This is a genomic window from Lishizhenia sp., assembly GCF_033720595.1.
In the GTDB taxonomy this organism is placed as follows: Bacteria; Bacteroidota; Bacteroidia; order Flavobacteriales_D; family Crocinitomicaceae; genus Lishizhenia.
In genome coordinates, this window is the sequence record NZ_JAWWCF010000017.1 from 1 (window position 1) to 23,963 (window position 23,963).

The following is a 23,963-nucleotide window of genomic DNA, read 5'->3' on the forward strand; positions in this document are numbered from 1 at the left end:
ACGTTTGCCGATGTACCTTTATTATTGATGAACCAAGAGATGTACAACTACTATCCTCACCTTTTCAAAACGGTCTACAATGAAAAAGGATTTTCTTTTAAGCATTTGCCTATGGGGGAGTTTTAAACAACCAATACTACAACTCTTCCCCTTCCACTTTTCTGTAGTTCCTTTCAAACCAAGCAACTACCCTATCATAGTTTGTCATCAATAGATAGCCTCCTACAACACGCACTAACTGAATACCCCAGAGTTTCTTAAACCTCCAATCAAACTCTTCAGTTGAAAAGGTATTGTTAAAAAGTACTATACTTTCATTGATTAAAACAGGTAAACTTGAAATAAGCATATACCCTCCAATTATGAAAGCTCCAATTTTCATAATGGATGAAGCGCTCATTCCTTTAAAATTAAACTCTTCACCTTCTATTCCATCTTCTAACTTTAGGAATTTTACAATATGCGGACTGAAATATACAAGTAGAACAAACAACAGGAGTTCTATAAACAGGCTCGTAAATTTCATACCAATAGAAGCAATATCTCTATTATCATTTATCAATTCATAAACTAAATCTGGTACAAATGAAAAACCAAACATCAACAAAGCATGTAAACTGAACAGTTTTATAACAATAATAAAGAAATCTTTTTTGAGCATAGGTGTATAATTTTGCTGTGCAAAATAGTAACATTCTTTAAATATTCCGTTGCTCGTTTACCACAGACTTTCTTAAATATTAATCGCATATTTGCATCGCTTATAATTTGACTATGAAATACATTTACATCCTTCTCATTCTAGCAATTACAACTACAAGTTTTGCCCAAAGAGAGACAAGCTTTACTCCAGAAGAAAAAGCTTATTTCTATCACATCGTAAAAAAGAGTCCTATACTCGATCAAAACATAGGTCGATACCTTATATATACAGGAGAAGATGTTAGAATGCCTAATGGTGAAGTGAATTTCGACAGTATAGAAAGTATTATTATTAGTCAGCCCGAGCTCTTAAAGTTCGACACCTACACCTTAGCCAAAGCACCGAAAGGAATTTTAGCAGAAGCTGCTAACAAAATGGCTTTGTGGGATTTAAACAAACTACTAAAAGCCAAACGTTCTAAGCAATTAGAGAAAAAAGGACTCGAACATAAATATCATCAATTCGAGGAAGTATTAAGAGGTCATCTTCCTTCAAGTGCCTTCAAAACGATAGATGGAAAAAAGGTAATCAACGAGAGGTTTGACAATGTAATGGACCCTAGCCTAAACTTTAAAAACAAGGTAACGATGGTTTCGTCTATGTCATTCTTAAATTTTAACGAGCAACAACAGGTTCTCAATGCCATTGCACTAGCCATCAACACCTATGTTAGCAATAGAAGTTATGAGATTTTCACGCAACTGGGTGGACAAGTTAGTAACTACCAAAACTTCCTTATTGCCGTTGGAGACGGAACCATGTCGTCTAGTGAATTTGTGGATAGAGAAAAAGACGAAAACAGCAGATTTAACGCAGCCCTACCAAAATCAAGTGGATTATTTCCTTACGAAATTCAAATTGAAAAAAGACTAGAAGGAAGACGTAAAACAAGTAAAACAATAGAACCTAGAAGAATTAATGCTACTAACATTTACACAAGTGGAAAAAACAAGGCTACCAATATTCACGTAGATGTTTACGGATACAACAACGAGAAACAAACTACAGTAGTGATAGAAAGAAATGGTTTAAGTTACCATTTGTTTGGCGCTGTAGATACGCGCTTTTTATCACCAGACTCTAGTTATTCTGGAAAAGCAACCTATTACAGCATCATTAATGCTTTAAGCAGAGATATAGCCCGTGTAAACGATATGATTTACGGGAAAAAAGGATATGATTACTGGATTGCTTACTGGGAAAAAGAAAAAGCGAAAACATCACTTTCTATTGATAAAACAGAAAAGAAAGTAAGTGATTACAGAGGAAGCACAACTATTTCTACAAAAACCAAAAAGAAAAAAGGAAAACACTACACTACTGTTGCTGATGGTGGAGATAAGCGTAGAGAAATGCAGGAAAAGGTTATTGCTTTGTATGGATATTACGACCAGTGTAAATCTGAAATCAAAAAATTAACCCTGGAGAAAGAAAAAGCGATGGAGCTTTTGAGTAACCTGGAGCGTAAAAAATCCAAAGCTATTCAACTCATTGGTAGACAGTGGGCCACTTATGAAGTAAAAGACGGACTCTACATCTTTGAAGACTCTTGTACCTTCGATTTATACACCCAAGAATTCTGGATACCAGAAACAGCCGAACCAGAAGCAATAGAAATTCGTGTATTAACGATTCCTTACGACTATAATTCAACAGATGCAGACGATAACATGGTCCACATCTCGGTTATGGATGCTTTACCGAAATATGCCAGCAAGCTTCAGTTTGCAGCCATTGATTTATTTGAGGAGAAAAGTTATGCTTTGGAAGGAACTTTATTCAACACACAAGACAGTATGGCTATGGTTGAATTGTTTGAAGCCCTCTTAGACAAGAAAATGAAAACAGAAACGGCATTCATTGCCGGAGGTATAGGGAAATGGAATGGTTCTGCAGTTGAAAAGGATTTCCAAGGAAGAGAGTTTGATGAATACCCAACACCTGCGCACAGAGACAGTATTTCCTTCAAGCGTTTACGTATCAATGAAATCTATGTAGACTTAAACCGTGGAATCAAGGTGAATATTCAATCCTTCACAGACCCCGTTTTAACAGACTTTAGTGTAAACAATGAAAAAATCAATGCTTTAAAGGATAAATATAAGTTTACAGACAACGATGTGCTTACACTTTATAGATGTGCACAATTAGCCAAGCAAATGCAACAAGAAACGACTGTACTTGCGAACATGTATTTGAGTCCGAAGGATGCTAAAAAAGTGGTAAAACGCATCAATAAAATGTTTAAGAAGGCAAAAATAAAGGTAGGTCCGGTAGAAGTAAAACTGAAAGACCTTTAGTCTTCCTCAAAGAAGGAATCGTGGAAATTCACGAGAAATAATTTTTCAGATGCTCGGGTAAAGCCGGTGTACAACCAATTAAAAAAGTCTTTATCCAGCATCTCTTCATTTAAGAACCCTTGGTCTAAGAATACAGCACTCCATTGCCCACCTTGAGACTTGTGGCAAGTAATAGCATAAGCATATTTTACTTGCAGTGCACAGAAATAAGGGTCATTTAATATACGAGCGTAGCGTTTCTTTTTATTTTTCTCCCAGCTGTAGTCTATTTCCAAGGCTTCCCACAAATCTTTCATTCGATCTCTTGAAAGATTAGGTGCATCTGAGGTTAAGGTTTCTAAATTGAGGTAAACTTCCAACTGATCCATCTCCGGATAATCCACCAATTCAACACTCACTTGGGCAAACAAAAAGCCATACATTTCTTCAAGTTTATGCAGCTTTCTTACCCGAATAATTTCTCCATTGGCCAAGAATCCAATATTGTTGTCTTTGGGTAACCATTTGTAATTGTTTTTTACAATCATCAAATAATCTCCTCCGACCAATACTTCTTCATACCACAAAATTCTACTCCTAATTTGAGCATTAAACAAATTGGCGCGTTTGTTACTTCGAGTAATCATAATAGTATCCTCAATACCGTAATTAGAGATGGCACTATCTAACTCTTCTTGTAACTCTTCTCCATTTATTCTTCGCAAATCAGCTTTTCCCCTCAATTCAAATTTTGGGTAACGTCCATTTTCTGCAGAACGCAGCAAAGTAGCATTATGTAAAATATCAGAATCTTGCGCTTGTCGCAATACTTCGGTAAGTTGAATATGGTAGGTATTATCTAGAAAATAATTGCTTTTTAAATAATCCTTGCTCAATGCCGGACTAAAGTTACACCCCACGGGAGGTAGCTGTCCTTCATCTCCAACGAATATTATCTTTGCGTTACCATTAGAATAAGCAAATGTGAAGAGATCTTGTAACAAGTTTTGCACATAAGTATTTCTTCCTTCTTGAAAAGAAGACTCCGCAATCATTGACGCCTCATCAACGATGATTACCCGAACACCAGCATCATTTGGTCGAACAAAAGCTGACCCTGGTTCCATCTCATCGCTTCCTTTATAGATATAACTATGTATGGTATAGGCTCTATGTCCTGCCTTATTGGCGAAAACTTTAGCTGCTCTACCCGTCGGAGCCAACAATGCAAACTTCTTAGTTACAGACTTTAAGGCATTCACATAAGCCGCCATCACACTTGTTTTTCCCGTACCAGCATAACCTGTAAGTACAAAAACATCCTTCTCTAATTTCTTATACGTAAACTCGATTAACTGATCAACAGCACGTTCTTGATCAAGGGTCATTGGATGACCAAACGACCTACTTACCTTTGCTTTAAAATCAGTTTTAGAATGCATGATTGCGAAGTTAAAAACTTTCTGTTCATCCATTACTTCTGTGCGAATCTAAACTCGCCTCTCCGGGTAATTGATTAAACGGTTCAAAAAAACTACTGTGTGAAATATTGAGCTATTAAAAAAATTGTAGTTTTGTAAGGCATAAATGAAATTCATAAAGAATGAACGGTTCTATAAACATTATTTTTAAGAAATATTTACTTGCAGCAATTATTGCAATATTAGGTTTGGTCTTGTTGATCTACGGATTAAACGACAAAAACGGTCAAGATTCACTTTTCGTTGTAGCTGCGGCTAACATTTTTATAGGAGGAGTACTTGCAGTATTGTTAAGCTCAGGAATTTTAAAGAGAAATTTGGTGATCGTTATCGCAGCATTATGTGCTGCAATAACTGTGTACATCGGTTACAGTTCTATAGAATCTGTAAATGACTCTATCGTTCACAATGAAAAAAGAACAGCTGCTGAATTACAAACGGTTCAAGTTTTAACTGAGATTAAAGACATTCAGAAAGCATTTAAAGATCAAAATGGAAGGTATGCTTCTAACTTTGATGAGTTGAAGAACTTCTTTGAAACAGGAACAGTTGAAAAATTGCAGTCTGAAGGAACAGTTCCTCAATACAAATTGAAGAAGAAGGAAAAAATGTTGTTGTACAACGCTAACCCTCCTTCTGATGAGAACATGACAGAATTGGAAGCATACAGATTGAAGTATGAATTCAACAACCCAACGAACATCCCAGGTTTGGATAACTTTAGAAGAGATACTTTAGAAATTCCTTTCAAAGAAAGCTTCTTAAGTAACAAATCAATGAAAGCGAACAGAGCTAGATTTAACATGGGAGAATTTGATATCGATGATATTAAGTACGTTCCTCTTTCTGAACCAAAATACGAATGGACAATGGTAGCTATTGACTCTGCTATCGTAGTTCAAGATACGATGCCAGTACTTAGAGTATACGCTGAAGAGCCTATCGCTAAGTACCAAGGTGGAACCAAAGACACAATTGGATTTGGTAACTTAAAAACAGGATCTTTAACAGGTACTTGGGAATAAGATATGTCTACACAACTTTGTATAAATATTACTGGAACCTCAGCACATTTTGCTGAGGTTCTTCGTTCTTCAGAAGAAGTTGTTGAACACTATCACCTTGAATTCAGCTCCTATGTGGAAGAGGAAATCAAAACTGAACTCCTCACCTTTATTCATGCAAATAACCTTCGAAGAGATTTTGATGAAGTGAGTTTAGCCTACTGGAGTAACACCTACACTTTGGTGCCCTTCAATCTTATAGATAGTAAAAATTACACGGACGCCTTTACCCTATGCTTTGGTGAAGGATTTTCTAAAAATGAGATTGATTACAACATGCTTCCCCAACTAGGAATTTCTAGTATTTTCCACCTTCCTTCATGGATCAAATCCTTTTTCATTGTAAAGTACCCGCGCATTGTGATACAACATGCTGCTACTTTATTTTTACGAGGAATGAACCAAGCCAATAGCTTTAAGCCGACGGTGGAGATAGAAGTAAATGATCAACATTTTTATTTGAATATTTTTGTACATGGAGAACTCAAATTTTCAAATGCTTTTGAATACAACCATGTAAACGATATTGTATACCACAGTTTGTTGGTTTTACAAAAATTAGAAATCAGTAAAGAAAACGGTGAGATCAGCTTAAGCGCCCTCAACGCCAAAATTGATTTAACAGAATTAAAAGAAACCTTTACTTCTATACAAGAATTGAGTAAAATTCAGATAGAAATTAAAGAACATCAATACATTAAACACCATTTGCTGTGCGTATAATTAGAGGTAAATTAAAGAGTCAACGTTTTAGTGCGCCGAAAGGATTTCCTTCTCGACCTACTACTGACTTTGCAAAAGAAGGATTGTTCAATATGTTGGAGAATCAGTATTCTTTAATCAATTTAAACATCCTCGACTTGTGTGCAGGTACGGGAAACATCACGTTAGAATTTGCCTCAAGAGAAGCTGGTTTTATTACATCTATTGATCAAAACTTTAAGTGTACGAAGTTCATTTTCGACCTCGTAAAAAAGCACAACTTACACGATGACGTAAAAGTGTACAAAAGTGATGCGGTAAAGTTCTTGCAAAAGACCAACGATACATACGACATCATTTTTACAGATCCGCCCTTTGCAGCCGATATTCATGATGACATACACCGATTAGTTTTCGAAAGAGAGCTTTTAAATCCTGGTGGAGTGTTAATCATTGAGCACGGTAGAGAATGTAACTTTGAAGAATACGATCATTTCCAATTTGTAAGAAAATATGGAGGTGTGAACTTTGCATTCTTTCAATTAGAAGACTAAAGTTAGCAGTCATTCAATCTCTTTTTTTCCATTAGAAAAATTTCTACTTTTGTAGGGATGCATAAACTACTCACATACATTTCTTTAGGAATTGTTTTAATCTACACATTTGGTGTAGGTGGTAGTTTCTTGCCGCTGTGTGAAAACAGTGATATTCAAATTGAACATGCTAAATTTGAACACAGAGAACACCCCTCTCACCTAGACCACAACCACGGCCACAGCTCCCTCATAGAGCATGGCGAGCATTATGATGAAGGAATATTTGATCTCATCCTTTGTTACCTCACGGAAAACGAACATTTAGGAGATTCTGTAAAAGTAGAATTCTCCTCTCCAGATCAAATTGCCCCCATATTCATCCTATCCATAGTTATAGCCTTTGCGCTAATAATTAGCATACCATTAGTTGACTTAAAAACGGGAAAACAATACCTTTTTTACACCACAAAAATCTACCACCCTCCTCAACGGAGACAAGATTTACTTCGCGGACCTCCCCTTAAAGTTTAAACATAGAAAATGCTCCTATAGAAAGGAGTGAGTATTCACACGTTTAAACTTTTTCTCATGATAGAAAAAATAATTTCTTTCTCTGTAAAGAATAAATTAATCATTGGTCTAATGACCATTGCGCTGGTTGTCACAGGAATTTGGAGCATCACAAAAGTTCCTTTAGACGCAGTACCAGACATTACCAATAACCAAATACAGGTTATTACACAGGCTCCTAATTTAGGAACCGAAGATATCGAACAATTCGTTACTTACCCCATAGAGGTGAGTATGGCCAACTTGCCAGGAATCGTTGAAGTGCGATCCATATCACGCTTTGGTCTTTCTGTAGTTACCCTTGTTTTCGAAGACGACATGGGAACCTACCTCCCCCGTCAATTGGTTTCCGAAAAACTCGTAGAAGTAAAGGCTGAAATACCCGCACAATTTGGAGAACCACATATTGGTCCCATAGCTACAGGACTTGGAGAGATTTACCAATACACCTTAGAGGTAGATGCAGCATACGCTCAAGAATACGATTTAAGAGAGCTTAGAAGTATCCAAGACTGGATTATTCGTAGACAAATGGCGATGGTACCCGGAGTTGTTGAGGTTAACGCCTTTGGAGGAGATGTAAAAGAATATGAAATCGCCGTTGATCCAGAAGAGTTAAGAGCAATGGATATAAGCATTACAGAAGTTTTTGACGCACTCGAACGCAACAACGAAAATACCGGTAGTGCTTATATAGAGAAAAATCACTTTGCTAATTTCATCAGAGGTGAAGGGTTGATAAAAAGCTTGGAAGATATCAAGCAAATAGTTGTACAAATAAAAAACGACATCCCTATCACCATTGGAGATGTTGCTGAAGTTCAATACGGAAATGCAATTCGTTACGGAGCACTGACCAAAGATGGAAAAGGAGAAGCTGTAGGAGGAATGATCCTGATGTTAAAAGGTGCCAATTCTAACGATGTAATTGCCAACGTACAAGAACGTATAAATGAGATTCAAAAATCTCTTCCAACAGGTGTACATATCAAGCCTTTTTTGGAAAGATCAGATTTGATTTCATCAACAACCTCTACCCTAGCGCGTAATCTTATAGAAGGTGCATTAATTGTGATCTTTGTATTGGTAATACTACTAGGTAATTGGAGAGGTGGACTCATTGTAGCCTCCACCATCCCCCTTTCGCTCTTATTTGCCTTTATCCTCATGCACTACTTTGATGTATGGGCCAACTTAATGAGTTTAGGAGCTATAGATTTTGGAATCATTGTAGACGGTGCTGTTATTATCGTAGAAGGAACAGTGTTCATGATACACGATAAATTCCTCAATAAAAAACTCAACCAACAACAAAGAGATGATGCAGCTATTTCTTCATCGAGTAAAATGATGAAAAGCGCCTTCTTTGGTCAATTGATCATACTCATCGTTTTCATTCCTATTCTTACCCTAGAGGGTGTTGAAGGAAAAATGTTCAAACCCATGGCTTATACTTTTATGTTTGCCATGATAGGTGTTATGCTCCTGTGTTTAACCTATGTGCCGATGATGTCGGCGTGGTTCTTACGCGGTGCAAGCAGCAATAAACTTTCGCGTGGTGATAAATTCATTCTTTGGTTAGAACGTATTTACACTCCGGCTTTACAGTGGGTTTTGCACAAATGGAAACTTGTTTTAACGCTTGCACTGCTTGCTTTAGGTTCGGTAGTATGGTTATTCTCTCGTATGGGGGGAGAATTCATTCCACAATTAGATGAAGGAGATATTGCTTACCATGTCATATTAACTCCTGGAAGTTCTTTGAGTGAAATGACAGCAACTACGACCAAGGTAGAAAAAATCATTCTAGAGAATTTCCCTGAAGCTAAAACTGTTTTGAGTAGAATTGGGGTGGCAGATGTTCCTACAGACCCAATGCCTATGGATTTAGCCGATTGTTTCGTAATTCTTAAACCTCAAGATGAATGGACGAGTGCTTCAACAAAAACAGAGCTCATTAAAAAAATGAAAGCTAAAATTTCGGAAGTACCTGGAGTAGCTTTTGAATTTACACAACCTATAGAAATGCGTTTCAACGAATTGATAACAGGGGTACGTGAAGACATTGCCATTAAACTCTTTGGTGAAGACTTGGATATATTGGCCGAAAAAGCTGAAGAAATAGGTCAACTCATTGGAGGTGTTCAAGGCGTGGGGGATATGAAAGTTGAAGCCACAGCTGGTTTACCTCAAATCACCATTGATTATAACAGAAGGAAACTGGCACAATATGGATTAAACATTTCAGACATCAACAAACTTGTTCAGAGTTCCATTGCAGGATCTAAAGCAGGTGTGATCTTCGAGGGAGAAAGACGTTTTGATTTGGTAGTTCGATTACAAGAAGAGAAAAGATCAGGTATTACCGACTTAAAAAATCTTTATGTTCGACTTCCCAATAATTCTCAAATTCCTCTAAGAGAATTGGCCGAAATAAGCTATCAACCGGGACCTATGCAAATTAGTAGGGATAACACCAACAGACGAACCTATGTCGGCATCAATGTTCGAGATAGGGATATTGCTTCTTTGGTAGAGGAAATCCAATCTATTCTCGATGAAAAATTAGACCTACCTCCTGGGTATTTTATCCGTTATGGTGGAGCTTTTGAAAATTTGGAAAGAGCATCAGCCAAATTAAAGTTAGTGGTTCCCATTGCCCTTTCTTTAATACTAATTCTCATCTTCTTTGCTTTAAAATCCATGTCGCAAAGTATCATGATATTCTTCGCCATTCCTTTTGCTTGTATAGGAGGAATATTAGCACTCTTCTTAAGAGATATGCCTTTTAGTATTTCGGCAGGAGTTGGATTTATTGTACTCTTTGGTGTAGCGGTGCTCAACGGCTTGGTTTTGGTGAGTAGTTGGAATGAGCTCAAAGAAGAAGAAAGCGATTTATCCTTAACAGATAGAATTTCTAAAGGAGCTAAACGTAGAATACGACCTATTTTATTAACTGCCCTTACAGACGTTCTTGGATTTTTACCCATGGCCATATCAACTTCGGCAGGAGCTGAAGTCCAACAACCTTTAGCCACAGTCGTTATTGGCGGTATGATCTCGGCCACATTACTTACCCTTTTTGTACTACCCATCTTCTATAAAATCATGGAAAATAAAAATTCAAATCCCTCATTAAAAAAGGCTGTTGCTGTACTTGCTATCTTGTTGGTGAGTCCACAATTGATGGCACAAGAAAAAGTGATCACCCAAGCCGATGAAGCAGTTTCTATTGCATTAGAGAACAACCAACGGGTGCAAATGAGTAAACTGGATTTACAGCAATACGAAGCCTTGGTTAAAACAGCGGTGAACTTAAATAAAACGAATATTGGGGTAAACTATGGTCAAATCAACAGTTATCAGAATGACTACGGTATATCTATTACACAAAGTTTTGAATTACCACATGTTTATTTACGCGATATAAGAGCCAAAAATGCACAGGTGAATATTGCCAAAAATGACCAAGCAATGGTTGCTTTGGGAATTAGTGAGGAGGTAAGAAAAACGTGGATGGAATTGAGTTACTTACATGCTGTAAAAGACATCCTTCAACAAAAAGACACCCTATTTACCAAGAACTTAAAAGCAGCAACACTGCGTTTAGAACTCGAGGGAAGCAACATACTTGAAAAAGCAAATGCGGAAACTCAACTCCTTCAGGTAAAGAATGACTTATTCATAAATGCTCAGGATATCTCTATTCAAGAGAACAAACTTCATTTCTTACTGCAAGACAGTTCAAACTACAGTTTTGATCCTCAACTACAAATCCTCGATTTGATGCTTTGGAATAAAGACAGTTTAGCAGTACATCCAAGCATACAAAAACAAGATGAACAAGTAAAATACTCTGAAGCGCAATTGGCGGTAGAAAAGTCGAAGTTAAGTCCAACATTCACCCTGGGCTACTTCAACATCTCTATGATAGGTTCTCCCTACTTTAACACTCCAAGTGCAAGTTATAACGACAGATTTCAAGCGGTTGAATTAGGCGTAGCAATTCCATTGTTCTTTGGAGCTCAAAAAGCACAAATTAAAGCAAGAAACATTGCATTGGATCATGCTAAAACCAAGAGTTCTTATGCCTTAAATGACCTCACCAATCAAGTTGAAGTTGAAATATTACGTGTTGAAAAAGAAAAAAACAACTTAAAATATTTTGAAGAGAAGGCATTGGTGCAGGCAGAACTCATTCTTGAAAAAGCACAATTGAGCTACCAAGAAGGAGCTATTGACTACATCGAGTATTTCCAAAATATCAATTTCGCTTTAGACATTAAAGTGAAATACTTGGAAAGCATTAACGCTTACAACCAATCCATTATTCACCTGTCTAATTTATTAGGTAAAAAATAACACCATGAAAAAATTATATAGCATATTCATATTGACCTTGGCTTTAACCGCATGTCAAAATGATGCAAAACCAGATACAACAGAAGCCCACAATCACAATCATGCTCACGATGAGGCAAAAGAACCTCATAACGACCATGAAACGGAGGGGTACCATCTAACAAAAGCAAAATTCAAAGAATTGGGGCTTATTGCAAACAGTTTACAATATGTGAACATCAACAACTGGGTTGAGGTAAATGGCTTTTTACAAGTTCCCCCACAAAACGAAGCTACTATTACTTCAATTATTGGTGCCAACATCAAAACCATTCAAGTGATAGAGGGTGAAAAAATCAAGAAAAACCAAATTCTGGCTTACTTGACTCACCCAAACATTATTCGAATTCAAACACAGTATGTTCAAAGTAAAAGTCGTCTAAATTTCTTAGCACAAAGCTTAGAGAGAACTCAAAAACTATACGATGAACAAGTAGCATCTGGAAAGGAATTTCAAGCCACTGAAGCTGAATACAAGGCTACCAAAGGTGAAGTTTTGGGATTAGAAGCAGAATTAAAACTCCTATCAATAGACCCTAAAAAGGTTGAAAATGGAAAAATTTATGAGGCTATTCCCGTTTTGAGTCCAATCTCTGGTTACATCCGTAAGGTATTTGTTAAAACAGGTCAGTTTGTCTCTCCATCAAAGGAAATGTTCGATATAGTAAATAACGATCATGTGCACGCCGATTTAATGGTTTTTGAGAAAGACGTTAACAAAGTGAAAGAAGGACAAAACATCAGTTTCACACTTCAAGCAACTCCAAACAAAACGTACACAGCAAGAATTTTCAGTGTAGGTAAAGCTTTCGAATCAGACCCTAAGGCAGTTCACATACATGCCGACATCATAGATAAGAAAGATTTTATGCTCCCAGGAATGTACGTGCAAGGAAAAATAAGCACAAGCAACACTGCTGTGATGGCACTTCCCAATGAGGCCATTACCACAGACAAAGGCAAAAAATATGCATTTATCTTAAAGGATGAAGGAAATGAATTTGACTTACAAATGGTTGAGGTTGTAGTTATAAATACCAACGAGAAATATTCATCAATTGAATTGGCGGAAGATTTAAAAAAGCAAATTTTCTTACAAAACAAAGCCTACTATATGATGGCAGAATTGATGAAAGGAGAAGCCGAACATTCTCATTAAATCGTACCAAAAAATGAAATTGAGGAGGGACACACGTCCCTCCTTTCCTTTTTTAAATAGGATTTCAATTTTCATTCAAAAAATCACCTGAATATATTCACAAAGAATCTTTATCTTCATGGCGTGAAAAGTCTACTTACTATACTCATGGTTGCTTTGCTCTTTGCCGGATCCTTTTTGGCAAAAGGCTTGAGTGTATATGAGAATTTGTGTAGAACTTCTCAACAAGAAAGCACAAGTTTAAGCTTTCAAAGTTGTAAACATCAGCAAGAAGAATTGCACGAAAAGTCTTGTTGCCAGCAACCTCCAGCATGTTGCTCAACTTCACAATCTGAAGAACCAAGTATCCAAGTACTGTGTTGTACTTCTCAGCTTAAAAACATAAGTAACGGCTTAGATTACAATCAACAATTCAATAAAGAACTATCAACAAACCTCATTCAAACTGCACCAATTGTTCCTAAAACGATTGAACTTAGTGCGTTAAACATTCAAAAGGATGGTGGAGAAATTATAGATGGCCCTCCTCTTCTCAGCAGAAAAATATATCAACGAATTGCCTGCTACCTGATTTGATAACAAAGCTTATCAAACACATTATGCTACCCTAGCATATAGAATAAAATCTCTTGAATTAAACGGCTTTTTGCCAAACTATAAACTATAATTTTTTGGATAGTGATATCCAAACCCAAAAACACACACATGAAAAATTTATTACTTTTTTGCGCCTTAGTCTGTACAGCTTTTGCAAACGCTCAAGTAGACGTAAATTTATTAATACACCACACCTTCGACGGTCAAACTTCCGTATTGAACACCCCTGGATTTACACGAAATAATGAAGAAATAAAAATAACTAGAGTTCAATACTATGTTACGCGTATTTCTGTTATTCACGACGGTAATCAAGAAACAGCGATTTCGGATGATACAGTAGCGTTAATAAATGTAGAAGACGGAATAAGTACTACCATTGAATTAGGAGAAGTGAATGCTACTAATTTAGAAGGAGTGAAATTTCACATTGGTGTTTATTCACCCGTAAACAGTGGAAACCCTTCTTTATACCCACAAGGTCACCCTCTAGCACCGCACAACCCATCAATGCACTGGGGATGGGCTGCAGGATATAGATTCGTTGCTTTTGAAGGTGTTGCCGGAACGAACTTTTCTCAATTATGGCAATTCCACGGATTAGGTGATGCAAATTATTTTGAAACACAAGATTTGATGACTGCCACTACAACAATTAACGGAGTTGAAACTTTTGAAATCAATGCCGATTACAAATCTGCCTTAAACGGTCTATACGTATCACAAGGATTAATCTCTCACGGTGATAACGGAGAAGCGAAGAAAGTACTTCAAAACTTTAGTAATAGCGTCTTTTACCCTACCGCTATAGCCTCTACTGAAGATGTTACTACTCCAGCTACAGAATTGGTTGTTTTCCCTAACCCGAGTACAAATGGAAATGTAAACATCACTGCAACGAAAGAAATTTCAACACTCTATGTTTATGATGCCAAAGGGCAAATCATCTCTGAGGTAAACCTTGAAAACCAAAAAGAAACACAGATTCAATTGAAAGACAAAGGGGTTTACTTCATTAAAGTATTGGATATTGACGGAGTATTAACAACAAGAAAACTTATATACTAAGATGAAAGTAAATCAAATTTTGATCGCTTGTCTTGGTGGAGTTTTATTGTTTGCATCTTGTAAAAAAGAGGATGATAAAGTGGTTGAATACAACCCTAAGGCCTACACAGTAAATTTTAAAAACAATACATTACCAAATTTCATTGTTGCCACAGACAATCCCTTAACGGTAGAAAAAGTAAAGTTAGGTAGGATGTTGTTTTACGAAAACAAACTTTCTCGCGATGGCTCTGTGAACTGTGCAAGTTGTCATAACCAAGCCAATGCTTTTTCAGACACCAACCAATTTTCTTTTGGTGTAGATAATAGTGTAGGGAAAAGACAAGCCATGGCTATTTTTAATATGGCATACAACACCAACCAGTTCTTTTGGGATGGTAGAGCAGATCTTTTGCGCGATCAATCGCTTTTACCCATTCAAGATCATTTAGAAATGGACGAAAGTTTGGAGAATGTTGTAAGCAAGTTGAAAAATGACCAAGAATATGTAGACCAATTTACGCGTGCTTTTGAAAACGGTGAAATTAATGCTACCAACATCTCATTGGCCTTGGAAAACTTTATGAATTCTATTATTTCAGAAGATTCAAAATACGACCGATTTTTAGCTGGAAAAGTAACACTTACACCAAGTGAAGAAAGAGGTAGAAAACTCTTTTTCCAAGAGTACAACGAATTCTTCCCTGACGATTCAGGTGCAGATTGTGCGCACTGTCATTCAGGAAATAACTTTGAAAATGATTTGTATATGAACAACGGTTTAGATACAGATGCAGATTTTGAAGACTTCGGACGTGAGAACGCTACGAATGACCCGGCTGACAGAGCCAAGTTTAAAGTAACTTCTTTACGAAATATTGCGGTTACTCCACCCTACATGCACGATGGTCGATTCAACACTTTGGAAGAAGTGATTGATCATTACAATGAAGGAGTTAAGAATTCCAGTACAGTAAACCCAGCCTTGTTGGGAACAACTTCAACAGGACTTATGCTGGATGCTCAAGAAAAGCAAGACTTGATCAACTTCTTGAAAACTTTAACCGATGATACATTTTTAAATAACCCAGAATATAAAAATCCACATTAATGAAAAAAGCAATCCAAGTTTTAGGAGTAGTCAGTTTAGTACTCATGAGTTGTCAAAACACTAAAACAGCTGAAGTTGAAGCAAACTTTAATGTACAGGGAAACTGTAACATGTGTAAGAGTACCATTGAAGGATCAGTAAACAAAGTTGAAGGTGTAAGTTTTGCCGAATGGAATAAAGACACCAAGCAAATGATGGTTAAATATGACTCTACTCAAGTGAGTTTAGATGAAATAAACCAATGTATTGCCAACAGCGGTTACGCAACTGAAAACCATGAAGCGAACATGGAAGCTTACCAAAAGCTACCTAAATGCTGTCATTATAAAGATTAAAAAGTTGATAAGACATAAAAAGCCTCGTGAAAACGGGGCTTTTTTTTATGGTTGATACCCAAATCGTTCATCAAGCATTTTAAAACACTTCGGAAAATAATCTAAAAGAATAGCCAATTCCATCTCAAAATCATTAGAATCGATATAATACGCACCGTCTACTGGCCAACGCTCAAAGTTAGATTGTATATACGGACGAATTTGCTTTTCCATAACCTTCACCTTTTTAGTTAAGTTTTCACTGGAAAAAACACCACTAGAACGCAATGCTTTATACCTCTTCTCCAGTTGATGAACATACGTATTATCTCCCCCTATACTCATTAATCGTTTTATAACAATAGCGCGTTCTGGATCAGCATTTCTATCAAGGTCATTTCTATCACCATTACCATCTCTTCCGAAAGAGTGATCATAATCCCAAGGAACAATTCTTACCCCCAAACCATCATTTAATCCATAACAATAGAAATTCTTCATTATCCCATCACTATTATTGGTCACCAACAACAGTAGATGCCAATCCATCAAATTATTTAAGTCAAAATATTTATCGATGTTTTGGATGAATACCTCAGCAGAAGAATGAAATAGAAAATGATTCAATTCATCTAACAGAACATTTTTATTTGCTTTATGAAATTTGGGATATTTTTGAAAATTGTAATTCCCGGTACGCACAATACTATCGTTTTGATGATTATAAAAAACCTCAGGTTCTTTAAATAAAAACGCACATGTATCTCCCTTTTTAGCTCCTATCAAACTTCTATTTACACGTTGAATAGCTGTATAAAGTCCGTGAAACTCCCCATTATAGCTGACAGTTAAAAAGGTACTTTGTGGAGCTATATTGTTTACAGACATCTGTCTAAATAAATCATAAGACAATTTATGACGCATAAAAGTTTTGTCTATGTAATTGGCGTGAAGAATCCAATCATCTTCTTTTGGTAAACCACAAAGTTCGAATTTATCGTTAAGCTCTAAACTGTAATTATGTTTGCCGTAGGCACTAGATAATCCACCACGGCATTTAATTCCACCTTTCAGATGAAGCGTGTCGAAATTTGAGCTAATATAAAGAATAGAACAACTATCCTTTTCTTCCCAGCCAACACCTTGCGGCATATCAATAACGATATGTGGAAGAGGTTTTACCTTTTGATACTTACTTGTACATGAAAACAGAAGTAAGGTCAGTATTATGAAATAAAAGTGGTTCATGGTTAGGTGTAAAATTAACACAAAAAAAAGGCTTACAAATTTGTAAGCCTTTTTTCTCTCCAGTGGCGTGAGGGAGATTTGAACTCCCGACCTCAGGGTTATGAATCCTGCGCTCTAACCAACTGAGCTACCACGCCTTATTTTTCTTCAGAACCGTTGTTCTTAAATCGGGTGCAAATATAATTTACTTTTATGGAAAAACTAAACTTTTTTAAAGTTTTTTTTCAAGCTTTTTCTACTCACCTCCCTAACCTTCTACTTTTCAATATGGTATAAGAAAAATATTTTTTAAACTTTTTCCATTAAGATCTATCATCTTCGTGTAACACCTTTGTGTGGTGTTTAAGCGTACGTAAAATCAAAGTGATACTAAACGCAACAACCAAAACAACCAGGTAGTACAACCTGAATTCTATTTTACCTGTAGTAAACCAATCTCTAAAGAAATCAACAAATACAAACCCAAGCATCGTAGCGGTTACCCCACTATACTCTCTTCTTAATATTGTTTTCATTGAGAATTTAATATCGTTCTCCTCGTAGTTCTTAAAACTTGGAATAAATGCAGGTACTTTCAAAGACCAGTTCACGTAATCTTCTCCAAACTTTCTTTCCAAAAACCTTTCTTCAGCAAACATGATTCTTTCGTAGTACAACCAAAATGCTAAAGATACCAATACAACAAACCAAATGTTACCTGTATAAGCCACAATACCTATCCACATAAAGTAATTACCAACATAAAGTGGGTGACGCATTGTAGAGTAAATTCCTTTTGTATTCAAGGCTTCAGCAACTTGCTGTTTCGTATTTCTACCCGATGTATTCTTGTTACTTGTACCAATTGCGATAGCTCTAATAATTTGTCCTAACAACGATAGGACTACAGAAACAACTAACAATGCAGTATAGTACCATCCCTCTTTTTCAAAGCAATCATAGTTCGTAAAATAAACTACAGGTATCGCCAAAAGGAACAATATTGTTGGGATTTGACCTCTGTAGCGAAATAAAAAATTTCCAGATTTTTCAAAAGAGTGTACTAGTGCCATTTAAAAGTTTTTGTATATTTCAAGCAATTAATTTCCAGCCGCGAAGTTAAATAATTAAAACTTAAACCAATTATGTCGGATAAAATTAAATTCGAACAAGAGTATTTGCTAAAAACATCACCCAAGGTATTAAACAACATGTTAATGACCCCAAGCGGACTAAGCGAGTGGTTTGCAGATGACGTTAACATCAAAGAAGATATATACACATTTATATGGGATGGTTCAGAAGAACAAGCCCGACTTTTAACAAAAAGACCTAACGAATCTATCAAATTTAGATGGTTAGAAGACGAAGAAGAAGGACTGAACACTTATATCGAATTGAAATTCAAGGTAGACGGCATGACCAAAGAGATTGTTCTTTGGGTAACAGGTTTTGCATATGAAGATGAAATGGAAGAGATACAAGACCTTTGGGAGAACGCTATTGGCGATCTAAAAAGAGTTCTTGGAGCTTAGACAATAGATTTTCATTTTTTTCGTATACATTCGCAACTCTAAAAATTGCTTGTGAATAGGCTAAGTATTTTTTCTATAAAATCATTTGGAGGTCCCCTTCTGGCGACCTTTCTTATTTCCATGTTCATGCTACTCATGCAGTTTTTATGGAAATACATCGATGATTTACTGGGAAAAGGATTAGATACGGTAATCATTTTAGAATTACTTTTTTACGTATCTGCCAGCCTACTGCCACTCGCACTGCCCTTGGCCATACTACTAGCTTCCATTATTACCCTTGGAAATTTAGGGGAGAAAAACGAATTAACAGCATTAAAAGCAAGCGGCTTATCTTTATACCGCATACTAAGGCCTTTGACCTTTGTTGTTATTCTATTAGCTATAGGAACCTTTTATTTTGCCAATTATGTAATACCTGTTGCGAATTTAAAGTGGCATTCCATTATCTGGGATATACAGCAAACAAAGCTGACTAGTTTCTTAAAACCAGGCTCATACACAGATGACATCGATGGTTTTAGCATACGTGTAGTTGAAAAAACCGATAACAAAGTTACAGGTATTACCATACACGATCATACAGACGAGAAGGTTTTAAAAACCATTACGGCAGAAAAGGGAGAGTTTTTCAAATCTAAAAAGGGAGATGTACTTTTCTTAAAATTAGATAACGGTACAGTTATCGAAGAACTTTCGGAAAGAAACGGACGCAAGAAAAGTGAAATAGGAAAAGCGTACAGAGCGGGAAGGAAATCAAAGTTTACCACGGCAACGTATAAAATGAACATGAGTGGTTTCACCGTAGATAGATCGGAAGACGAACGCTTCACCAATGAATATGAGATGCTCAACGTATTTCAAATCAATCATCTTTTAGACTCCTTAAAAACAGATTACAAAAATGTTTCCGATAACTTTGAAAAGAGAGTTCGCGGAGATTTACAATATTATCAAAGTATAGATTTTTTACCTGCTCAAAGCGCAGAAAAAGAGGATGCAGACAGTAGCTTCTTAAATCAAGATAGTGTGCACATCAATTTAGAAGAGTTAACCGACGAAGATTTGGCAAAAGCCTATAAAACGGCACTTACTCGAATAAGAGAAAAGCAAAGAAAACTTAATGGTCAGCTAGATTTTGAAGATGCTAAACACAATAACTTAAGAAGATTTAAAATTGAATTTCATAGAAAGTTTGCACTTAGCTTTACCATCATCGTACTCTTTTTCATTGGAGCACCTTTGGGAGCTATTGTGAAAAAAGGAGGTTTTGGAGCACCTGTAGTGATTGCTGTATTGCTCTTTATGATCTATTTTGTTTTAATCAGTGTAGGTGAAGGAATGGCAGAAAGCTTTGTAGTATCTCCTTTCTGGGGTATGTGGGGCCCAAGTTTCATTCTTGCTCCTTTTGCAATATTTTTAATGATCTCTGCCGCGAATGACAGGTCTCCAATAGACGTCAAAGCATGGCAAAAACGTTTGTCTCGTAAGAAATGAAAACACTTCACTTCACAAACAAACCCATATACCCGGTTATAGACGGAGGATGTGTTGCTATGAAAAACACGGCCGACTTACTGGACCTTATCGGTGAGGATTTAGAAGTGACGCATTTTACACTCGCCACACACAAGCATCCTTTCTCATCCAAAGCTTATCCAAAGAAAGAAAATCGATTAACTTATTTTCAGGAAATTAATACGCAAATCAAAGCTTTTCAATTATTGAAAAATTATTTTGCTTATGTACCTTATAATGTTCAACGATTTTACGACGAAAGTGTAGTAAGCACACTGAAGGATCTTTTGGAAGAACACGAAATAGACACTGTAATTATGGAGAGTATTTACCTCCTGCCCTATTTACATGTTTTTGATAAACAAAAGGTATTTGTTCGTACTCATAATGTTGAGTGGAAACTATGGGAAGATAGAGCTAAAAGTGAAAACAACCCTTTAAAAAAGATCTACACGCAACACTTAAGTAAACAACTCAAAAACTACGAGGAAAAAGAGTTACGCAAAGTGGATGGTGTGCTAAGTATTTCAGAAAAAGACGAGAGTTGGTTCAATACATTTCACCCCAATACAGCAGTTGTTCATACGAGTTTACAGACGAATCATACCTGTCCTGACTACACTCAAAACGACTTTTACTTCTTAGGAGCCTTCGATTGGGCACCCAACAAAGAAGCCGTTCATTGGTTACTTGAAAAGGTCTTACAAGATAAAAGTCACGACTTTCAAATTCATATTGCCGGAAAGAATTTATCTAAAAATTTATTTTCAGAATACCCCTATGTGCACAACCACGGAGAAGTGGAAGATGCAGATGCCTTTATCGCTGCGCATGGAATTGCTTTGGTACCACTTCAAACTGGAGGAGGTGTTAAAATGAAAGTTCTAGAAAGCTTAAAACACGGAAAACCAACTGTTTCAACACTAGAAGGTATACGTGGTCTAGCACTTAAGAATGGCGAAAATGTTGCGTTGACCGAAAATGAAGAAACCTTCTTCCAAGCCATGCTTGAATTGAAAAAAAATGAAAAATCAAGAAAAGCACTAGGTTTAGGTGGGAAACAGTTTCTAAATGATAATTTTGCACAAGACAAAGAAGCGAAGAAACTCCTTGAATTCATCAGCAAAACATAAAAAGAAACTTGTTGTTTTAACCTCACGTTTTCCTTTTCCTCTGGAGAAAGGAGATAAATTACGTGCCTTTTATCAAATCATAGAACTTTCCAAAGTTTACGATATACATCTTATTGCTCTTTCTGAAATTGAGTTGAAAGAGGAATGGAAAGGTGAAGTAAAAAAATACTGCAAATCGCTGCATATTTTCAGACTCAACAAATTTCAAAAATTATTGGGTACAGCTCTGCAACTGCTTACCAACAAACCATTCCAGGTTGGGTATTTTACTAACTATGGTATTAAAAGACAGGTCAATCAATTGTTAAAAGAGATTGTTCCAGATCATATCTACTGTCAGTTAGTAAGGCCGGCTGAGTATGTTAAAAACTACCACGCTTGTCCGAAAACCATAGACTATATGGATGCTTTAAGCAAGGGAATACATCGTAGAATTGCGTTAGCTCCTTGGTACAAACGTCCCTTCTTTAAAGCTGAATACCAACGTTTAAGAAATTACGAGCACAAAATATTTGATTATTTTGAGCACCACACGATAATTACTGCTCAAGACAGGGAAATGATCTTTCATAAGGACAGAAATAAAATCGCCATTATACCCAATGGTGTTTCTCCAGCCTTTTTCAATTATGAACAAGAACAAGAAGTCCGCAAAGATTTAGTGTTCACGGGAAACTTAAGCTACCCTCCCAACATTGAAGCGTGTCTGTATTTAGGGCAAAACATAATGCCTGCACTTCCTGAACTACAACTTCAAATAAGTGGTGCAAACCCGGCAAATGAATTAAAAGGTTTAAAGAATAAAAATATAGAAATCACCGGTTGGGTAGATGATATACGCAGCGCTTATGCTTCAGCCAAAATATTTGTAGCTCCTATGTTTATTGGTACTGGACTTCAAAACAAATTGCTAGAAGCAATGGCTATGGGGCTACCTTGTATCACCACAACTTTGGCAAACAATGCCCTGGGTGCAACAGATAAAGAGTCGATTTTAATCGCAAATACAAAAGAAGAATTTGTGGAGGCTATTCAAAATCTCCTTGAAAATAAAGAGTTATATACACACATACAAAGGAATGCAAAGGCCTTTGTAAACGACAATTTTAATTGGCATTCGTCATCCATGCGTCTTATTGACCTCATGAATACATAAACTAAACCAACTAAAGTTGTTAACTTTGCAGAAGATTTAGAGAAAAATGGAAAACAAACTCAATACAATTGAAGAAGCTTTAGAAGATATTAAAGCTGGAAAGGTAATTATAGTTGTAGATGATGAGGATAGAGAGAACGAGGGTGACTTCTTAACCGCTGCTCGTAATTGTACTCCAGAAGTCATCAACTTTATGGCAACTGAAGGTAGAGGTTTAATCTGTGCTCCATTATTAGAAGAAAAGTGTGACGAGTTAGGTTTGGACTTAATGGTAAAAACTAACTCTGCTGCATACGAAACTGCATTTACTGTTTCTGTTGATTTAAACGGTCACGGTTGTACAACAGGTATTAGTGCCAGTGACAGATCGAAAACAGTTAAAGCATTAATTGATCCAAATATTGATCCTTCTGAGCTAGGTAAACCAGGACACATCTTCCCGCTTAGAGCCAAAAAAGGTGGAGTTTTGAGAAGAGCTGGGCATACTGAAGCTGCTGTTGACATTAGCCGTTTGGCAGGATTCGAACCAGCAGGTGTTATCGTAGAAATTTTAAATGAGGATGGTACTATGGCCCGACTTCCACAGTTGATGGAAATTGCCAAAAAACACGACCTTAAAATCATTTCTATTGAGGATCTTATCAAATATAGAATTCAAAAAGAAACTTTAATTACGCGTGAGGTATCTGTTAAAATGCCTACCAAATTGGGTGACTTTGATTTATACGCATACGTCAACAAAAACACAGGTGAAGAACATTTGGCTTTAGTAAAAGGTGAATGGACAGAAGACGAACCTGTACTAGTTCGTGTACACTCCTCTTGTATAACAGGAGATATCTTTGGTTCTTGTCGTTGTGACTGTGGTCCGCAATTAGATGCTGCCATGGAACAAATCAACGAAGAAGGAAAAGGTGTGATTGTATACATGAACCAAGAAGGACGTGGTATAGGATTAATGAACAAGCTTCGTGCATACAAATTGCAAGAAGAAGGTTTAGACACTGTTGAAGCCAACCATAAATTAGGGTTCAAATCAGACCAAAGAGATTACGGAATTGGAGCTCAAATTTTAAGAGACTTGAACGTTCGTAAAATGCGTTTGATGTCTAACAACCCTAAGAAAAGAACAGGATTGATTGGATACGGATTAGAAATCGTGGAAAATGTTCCTTTAGAGATCAAGAGTAACATTCACAACGAATTGTACTTAAAAACGAAAAGAGACAAATTAGGTCACTCTCTAAAACTAGAGAAATAAGACTTACTCTATAGCTTTATATTTGGCCTTGGCTGCATCGCGGCTGAGGCCATTAAAGTGCCACCATTCGGTACTTAACACAGTATAACCTCCATAACGCATCATTCTTCTGAGCAACAACCTATTCTGCAATTGTTTGTCAGAAATTGCTCCAACTTTCAGAAACTCT

The 23,963-nt window shown here is 36.5% G+C and carries 21 protein-coding genes and 1 tRNA gene; 16 read left to right on the forward strand and 6 right to left on the reverse strand.

Features of this window, described 5'->3' with window-relative positions:
• Positions 1–136: 136 nt before the first annotated feature.
• A complete protein-coding gene (locus R3333_RS02280) occupies positions 137–661 on the reverse strand; it encodes a hypothetical protein (protein WP_318956955.1) in 525 nt (174 codons plus the stop codon).
• A gap of 113 nt (positions 662–774) precedes the next feature.
• Here R3333_RS02280 and R3333_RS02285 point away from each other — a divergent pair, with 113 nt between their 5' ends.
• Positions 775–3,003, forward strand: coding sequence for a hypothetical protein (locus R3333_RS02285; RefSeq protein WP_318956956.1), 2,229 nt, complete (start codon positions 775–777; stop codon positions 3,001–3,003).
• Here R3333_RS02285 and R3333_RS02290 read toward each other — a convergent pair.
• Complete coding sequence (locus R3333_RS02290) at positions 3,000–4,424, reverse strand: ATP-dependent DNA helicase (protein WP_318956957.1); 1,425 nt, start codon at positions 4,422–4,424, stop codon at positions 3,000–3,002. The genes R3333_RS02285 and R3333_RS02290 overlap by 4 nt on opposite strands.
• 161 nt (positions 4,425–4,585) lie before the next feature.
• Here R3333_RS02290 and R3333_RS02295 point away from each other — a divergent pair, with 161 nt between their 5' ends.
• The 10 genes from R3333_RS02295 to R3333_RS02340 all read left to right on the forward strand — a co-directional run bounded on the left by R3333_RS02295 (position 4,586) and on the right by R3333_RS02340 (position 15,985).
• Positions 4,586–5,488 carry a hypothetical protein gene (locus tag R3333_RS02295; RefSeq protein WP_318956958.1) on the forward strand — a complete coding sequence of 301 codons (903 nt, stop codon included), beginning with the start codon at positions 4,586–4,588 and terminating at the stop codon, positions 5,486–5,488.
• 3 nt (positions 5,489–5,491) lie between these two features.
• Positions 5,492–6,250: a DUF3822 family protein gene (locus tag R3333_RS02300; protein ID WP_318956959.1), complete on the forward strand. Its 759-nt coding sequence runs from the start codon at positions 5,492–5,494 to the stop codon at positions 6,248–6,250.
• The gene (locus R3333_RS02305) at positions 6,241–6,783 is read left to right on the forward strand and encodes an RsmD family RNA methyltransferase (RefSeq protein WP_318956960.1); all 543 of its coding nucleotides are present in this window, start codon (positions 6,241–6,243) and stop codon (positions 6,781–6,783) included. Before R3333_RS02300 ends, R3333_RS02305 begins: the two co-directional genes overlap by 10 nt.
• 57 nt (positions 6,784–6,840) lie before the next feature.
• Complete coding sequence (locus R3333_RS02310) at positions 6,841–7,296, forward strand: hypothetical protein (protein ID WP_318956961.1); 456 nt, start codon at positions 6,841–6,843, stop codon at positions 7,294–7,296.
• 57 nt (positions 7,297–7,353) lie between these two features.
• Positions 7,354–11,697, forward strand: coding sequence for a CusA/CzcA family heavy metal efflux RND transporter (locus tag R3333_RS02315; protein ID WP_318956962.1), 4,344 nt, complete (start codon positions 7,354–7,356; stop codon positions 11,695–11,697).
• A 4-nt stretch (positions 11,698–11,701) separates the two neighbouring features.
• Entirely contained in the window at positions 11,702–12,895 is a 1,194-nt protein-coding gene (locus tag R3333_RS02320; protein ID WP_318956963.1) for an efflux RND transporter periplasmic adaptor subunit, read from the forward strand.
• A gap of 123 nt (positions 12,896–13,018) precedes the next feature.
• Positions 13,019–13,471: a hypothetical protein gene (locus tag R3333_RS02325; protein WP_318956964.1), complete on the forward strand. Its 453-nt coding sequence runs from the start codon at positions 13,019–13,021 to the stop codon at positions 13,469–13,471.
• 129 nt (positions 13,472–13,600) lie between these two features.
• On the forward strand, positions 13,601–14,560 hold the full coding sequence (locus R3333_RS02330; protein WP_318956965.1) for an MbnP family protein: 960 nt from the start codon (positions 13,601–13,603) through the stop codon (positions 14,558–14,560).
• 1 nt (position 14,561) lies between these two features.
• Positions 14,562–15,650, forward strand: coding sequence for a cytochrome-c peroxidase (locus R3333_RS02335; RefSeq protein WP_318956966.1), 1,089 nt, complete (start codon positions 14,562–14,564; stop codon positions 15,648–15,650).
• Positions 15,650–15,985 (forward strand): heavy-metal-associated domain-containing protein, encoded by a 336-nt coding sequence (locus R3333_RS02340; RefSeq protein ID WP_318956967.1) that lies wholly within the window; start codon positions 15,650–15,652, stop codon positions 15,983–15,985. Before R3333_RS02335 ends, R3333_RS02340 begins: the two co-directional genes overlap by 1 nt.
• Positions 15,986–16,030: 45 nt before the next feature.
• Here R3333_RS02340 and R3333_RS02345 read toward each other — a convergent pair whose 3' ends face one another.
• The 3 genes from R3333_RS02345 to R3333_RS02355 form a co-directional block, all read right to left on the reverse strand.
• Positions 16,031–17,212 carry a CotH kinase family protein gene (locus R3333_RS02345; RefSeq protein ID WP_318956968.1) on the reverse strand — a complete coding sequence of 394 codons (1,182 nt, stop codon included), beginning with the start codon at positions 17,210–17,212 and terminating at the stop codon, positions 16,031–16,033.
• 63 nt (positions 17,213–17,275) lie between these two features.
• Positions 17,276–17,349: transfer RNA gene (locus tag R3333_RS02350), tRNA-Met, on the reverse strand.
• A gap of 165 nt (positions 17,350–17,514) precedes the next feature.
• A complete protein-coding gene (locus R3333_RS02355; RefSeq protein WP_318956969.1) occupies positions 17,515–18,264 on the reverse strand; it encodes an isoprenylcysteine carboxylmethyltransferase family protein in 750 nt (249 codons plus the stop codon).
• 72 nt (positions 18,265–18,336) lie between these two features.
• On the opposite strand from R3333_RS02355, the gene R3333_RS02360 reads away from it, so the two are divergent.
• From R3333_RS02360 to R3333_RS02380, 5 genes are read left to right on the forward strand one after another with little or no spacing between them, the layout of a single operon-like run.
• Positions 18,337–18,726: an START-like domain-containing protein gene (locus R3333_RS02360; protein WP_318956970.1), complete on the forward strand. Its 390-nt coding sequence runs from the start codon at positions 18,337–18,339 to the stop codon at positions 18,724–18,726.
• Positions 18,727–18,777: 51 nt separating this feature from the next.
• Positions 18,778–20,223 (forward strand): LptF/LptG family permease, encoded by a 1,446-nt coding sequence (locus R3333_RS02365; RefSeq protein WP_318956971.1) that lies wholly within the window; start codon positions 18,778–18,780, stop codon positions 20,221–20,223.
• A complete protein-coding gene (locus R3333_RS02370; RefSeq protein WP_318956972.1) occupies positions 20,220–21,377 on the forward strand; it encodes a glycosyltransferase in 1,158 nt (385 codons plus the stop codon). The genes R3333_RS02365 and R3333_RS02370 overlap by 4 nt, the downstream gene beginning before the upstream one ends.
• Complete coding sequence (locus R3333_RS02375) at positions 21,355–22,533, forward strand: glycosyltransferase (protein ID WP_318956973.1); 1,179 nt, start codon at positions 21,355–21,357, stop codon at positions 22,531–22,533. The genes R3333_RS02370 and R3333_RS02375 overlap by 23 nt, the downstream gene beginning before the upstream one ends.
• Positions 22,534–22,579: 46 nt before the next feature.
• Positions 22,580–23,794 carry a bifunctional 3,4-dihydroxy-2-butanone-4-phosphate synthase/GTP cyclohydrolase II gene (locus tag R3333_RS02380; RefSeq protein ID WP_318956974.1) on the forward strand — a complete coding sequence of 405 codons (1,215 nt, stop codon included), beginning with the start codon at positions 22,580–22,582 and terminating at the stop codon, positions 23,792–23,794.
• A 3-nt stretch (positions 23,795–23,797) separates the two neighbouring features.
• On the opposite strand, the gene R3333_RS14640 is transcribed toward R3333_RS02380, so the two are convergent.
• Positions 23,798–23,956 carry a M15 family metallopeptidase gene (locus R3333_RS14640; protein ID WP_413468666.1) on the reverse strand — a complete coding sequence of 53 codons (159 nt, stop codon included), beginning with the start codon at positions 23,954–23,956 and terminating at the stop codon, positions 23,798–23,800.
• Positions 23,957–23,963 lie beyond the last annotated feature (7 nt).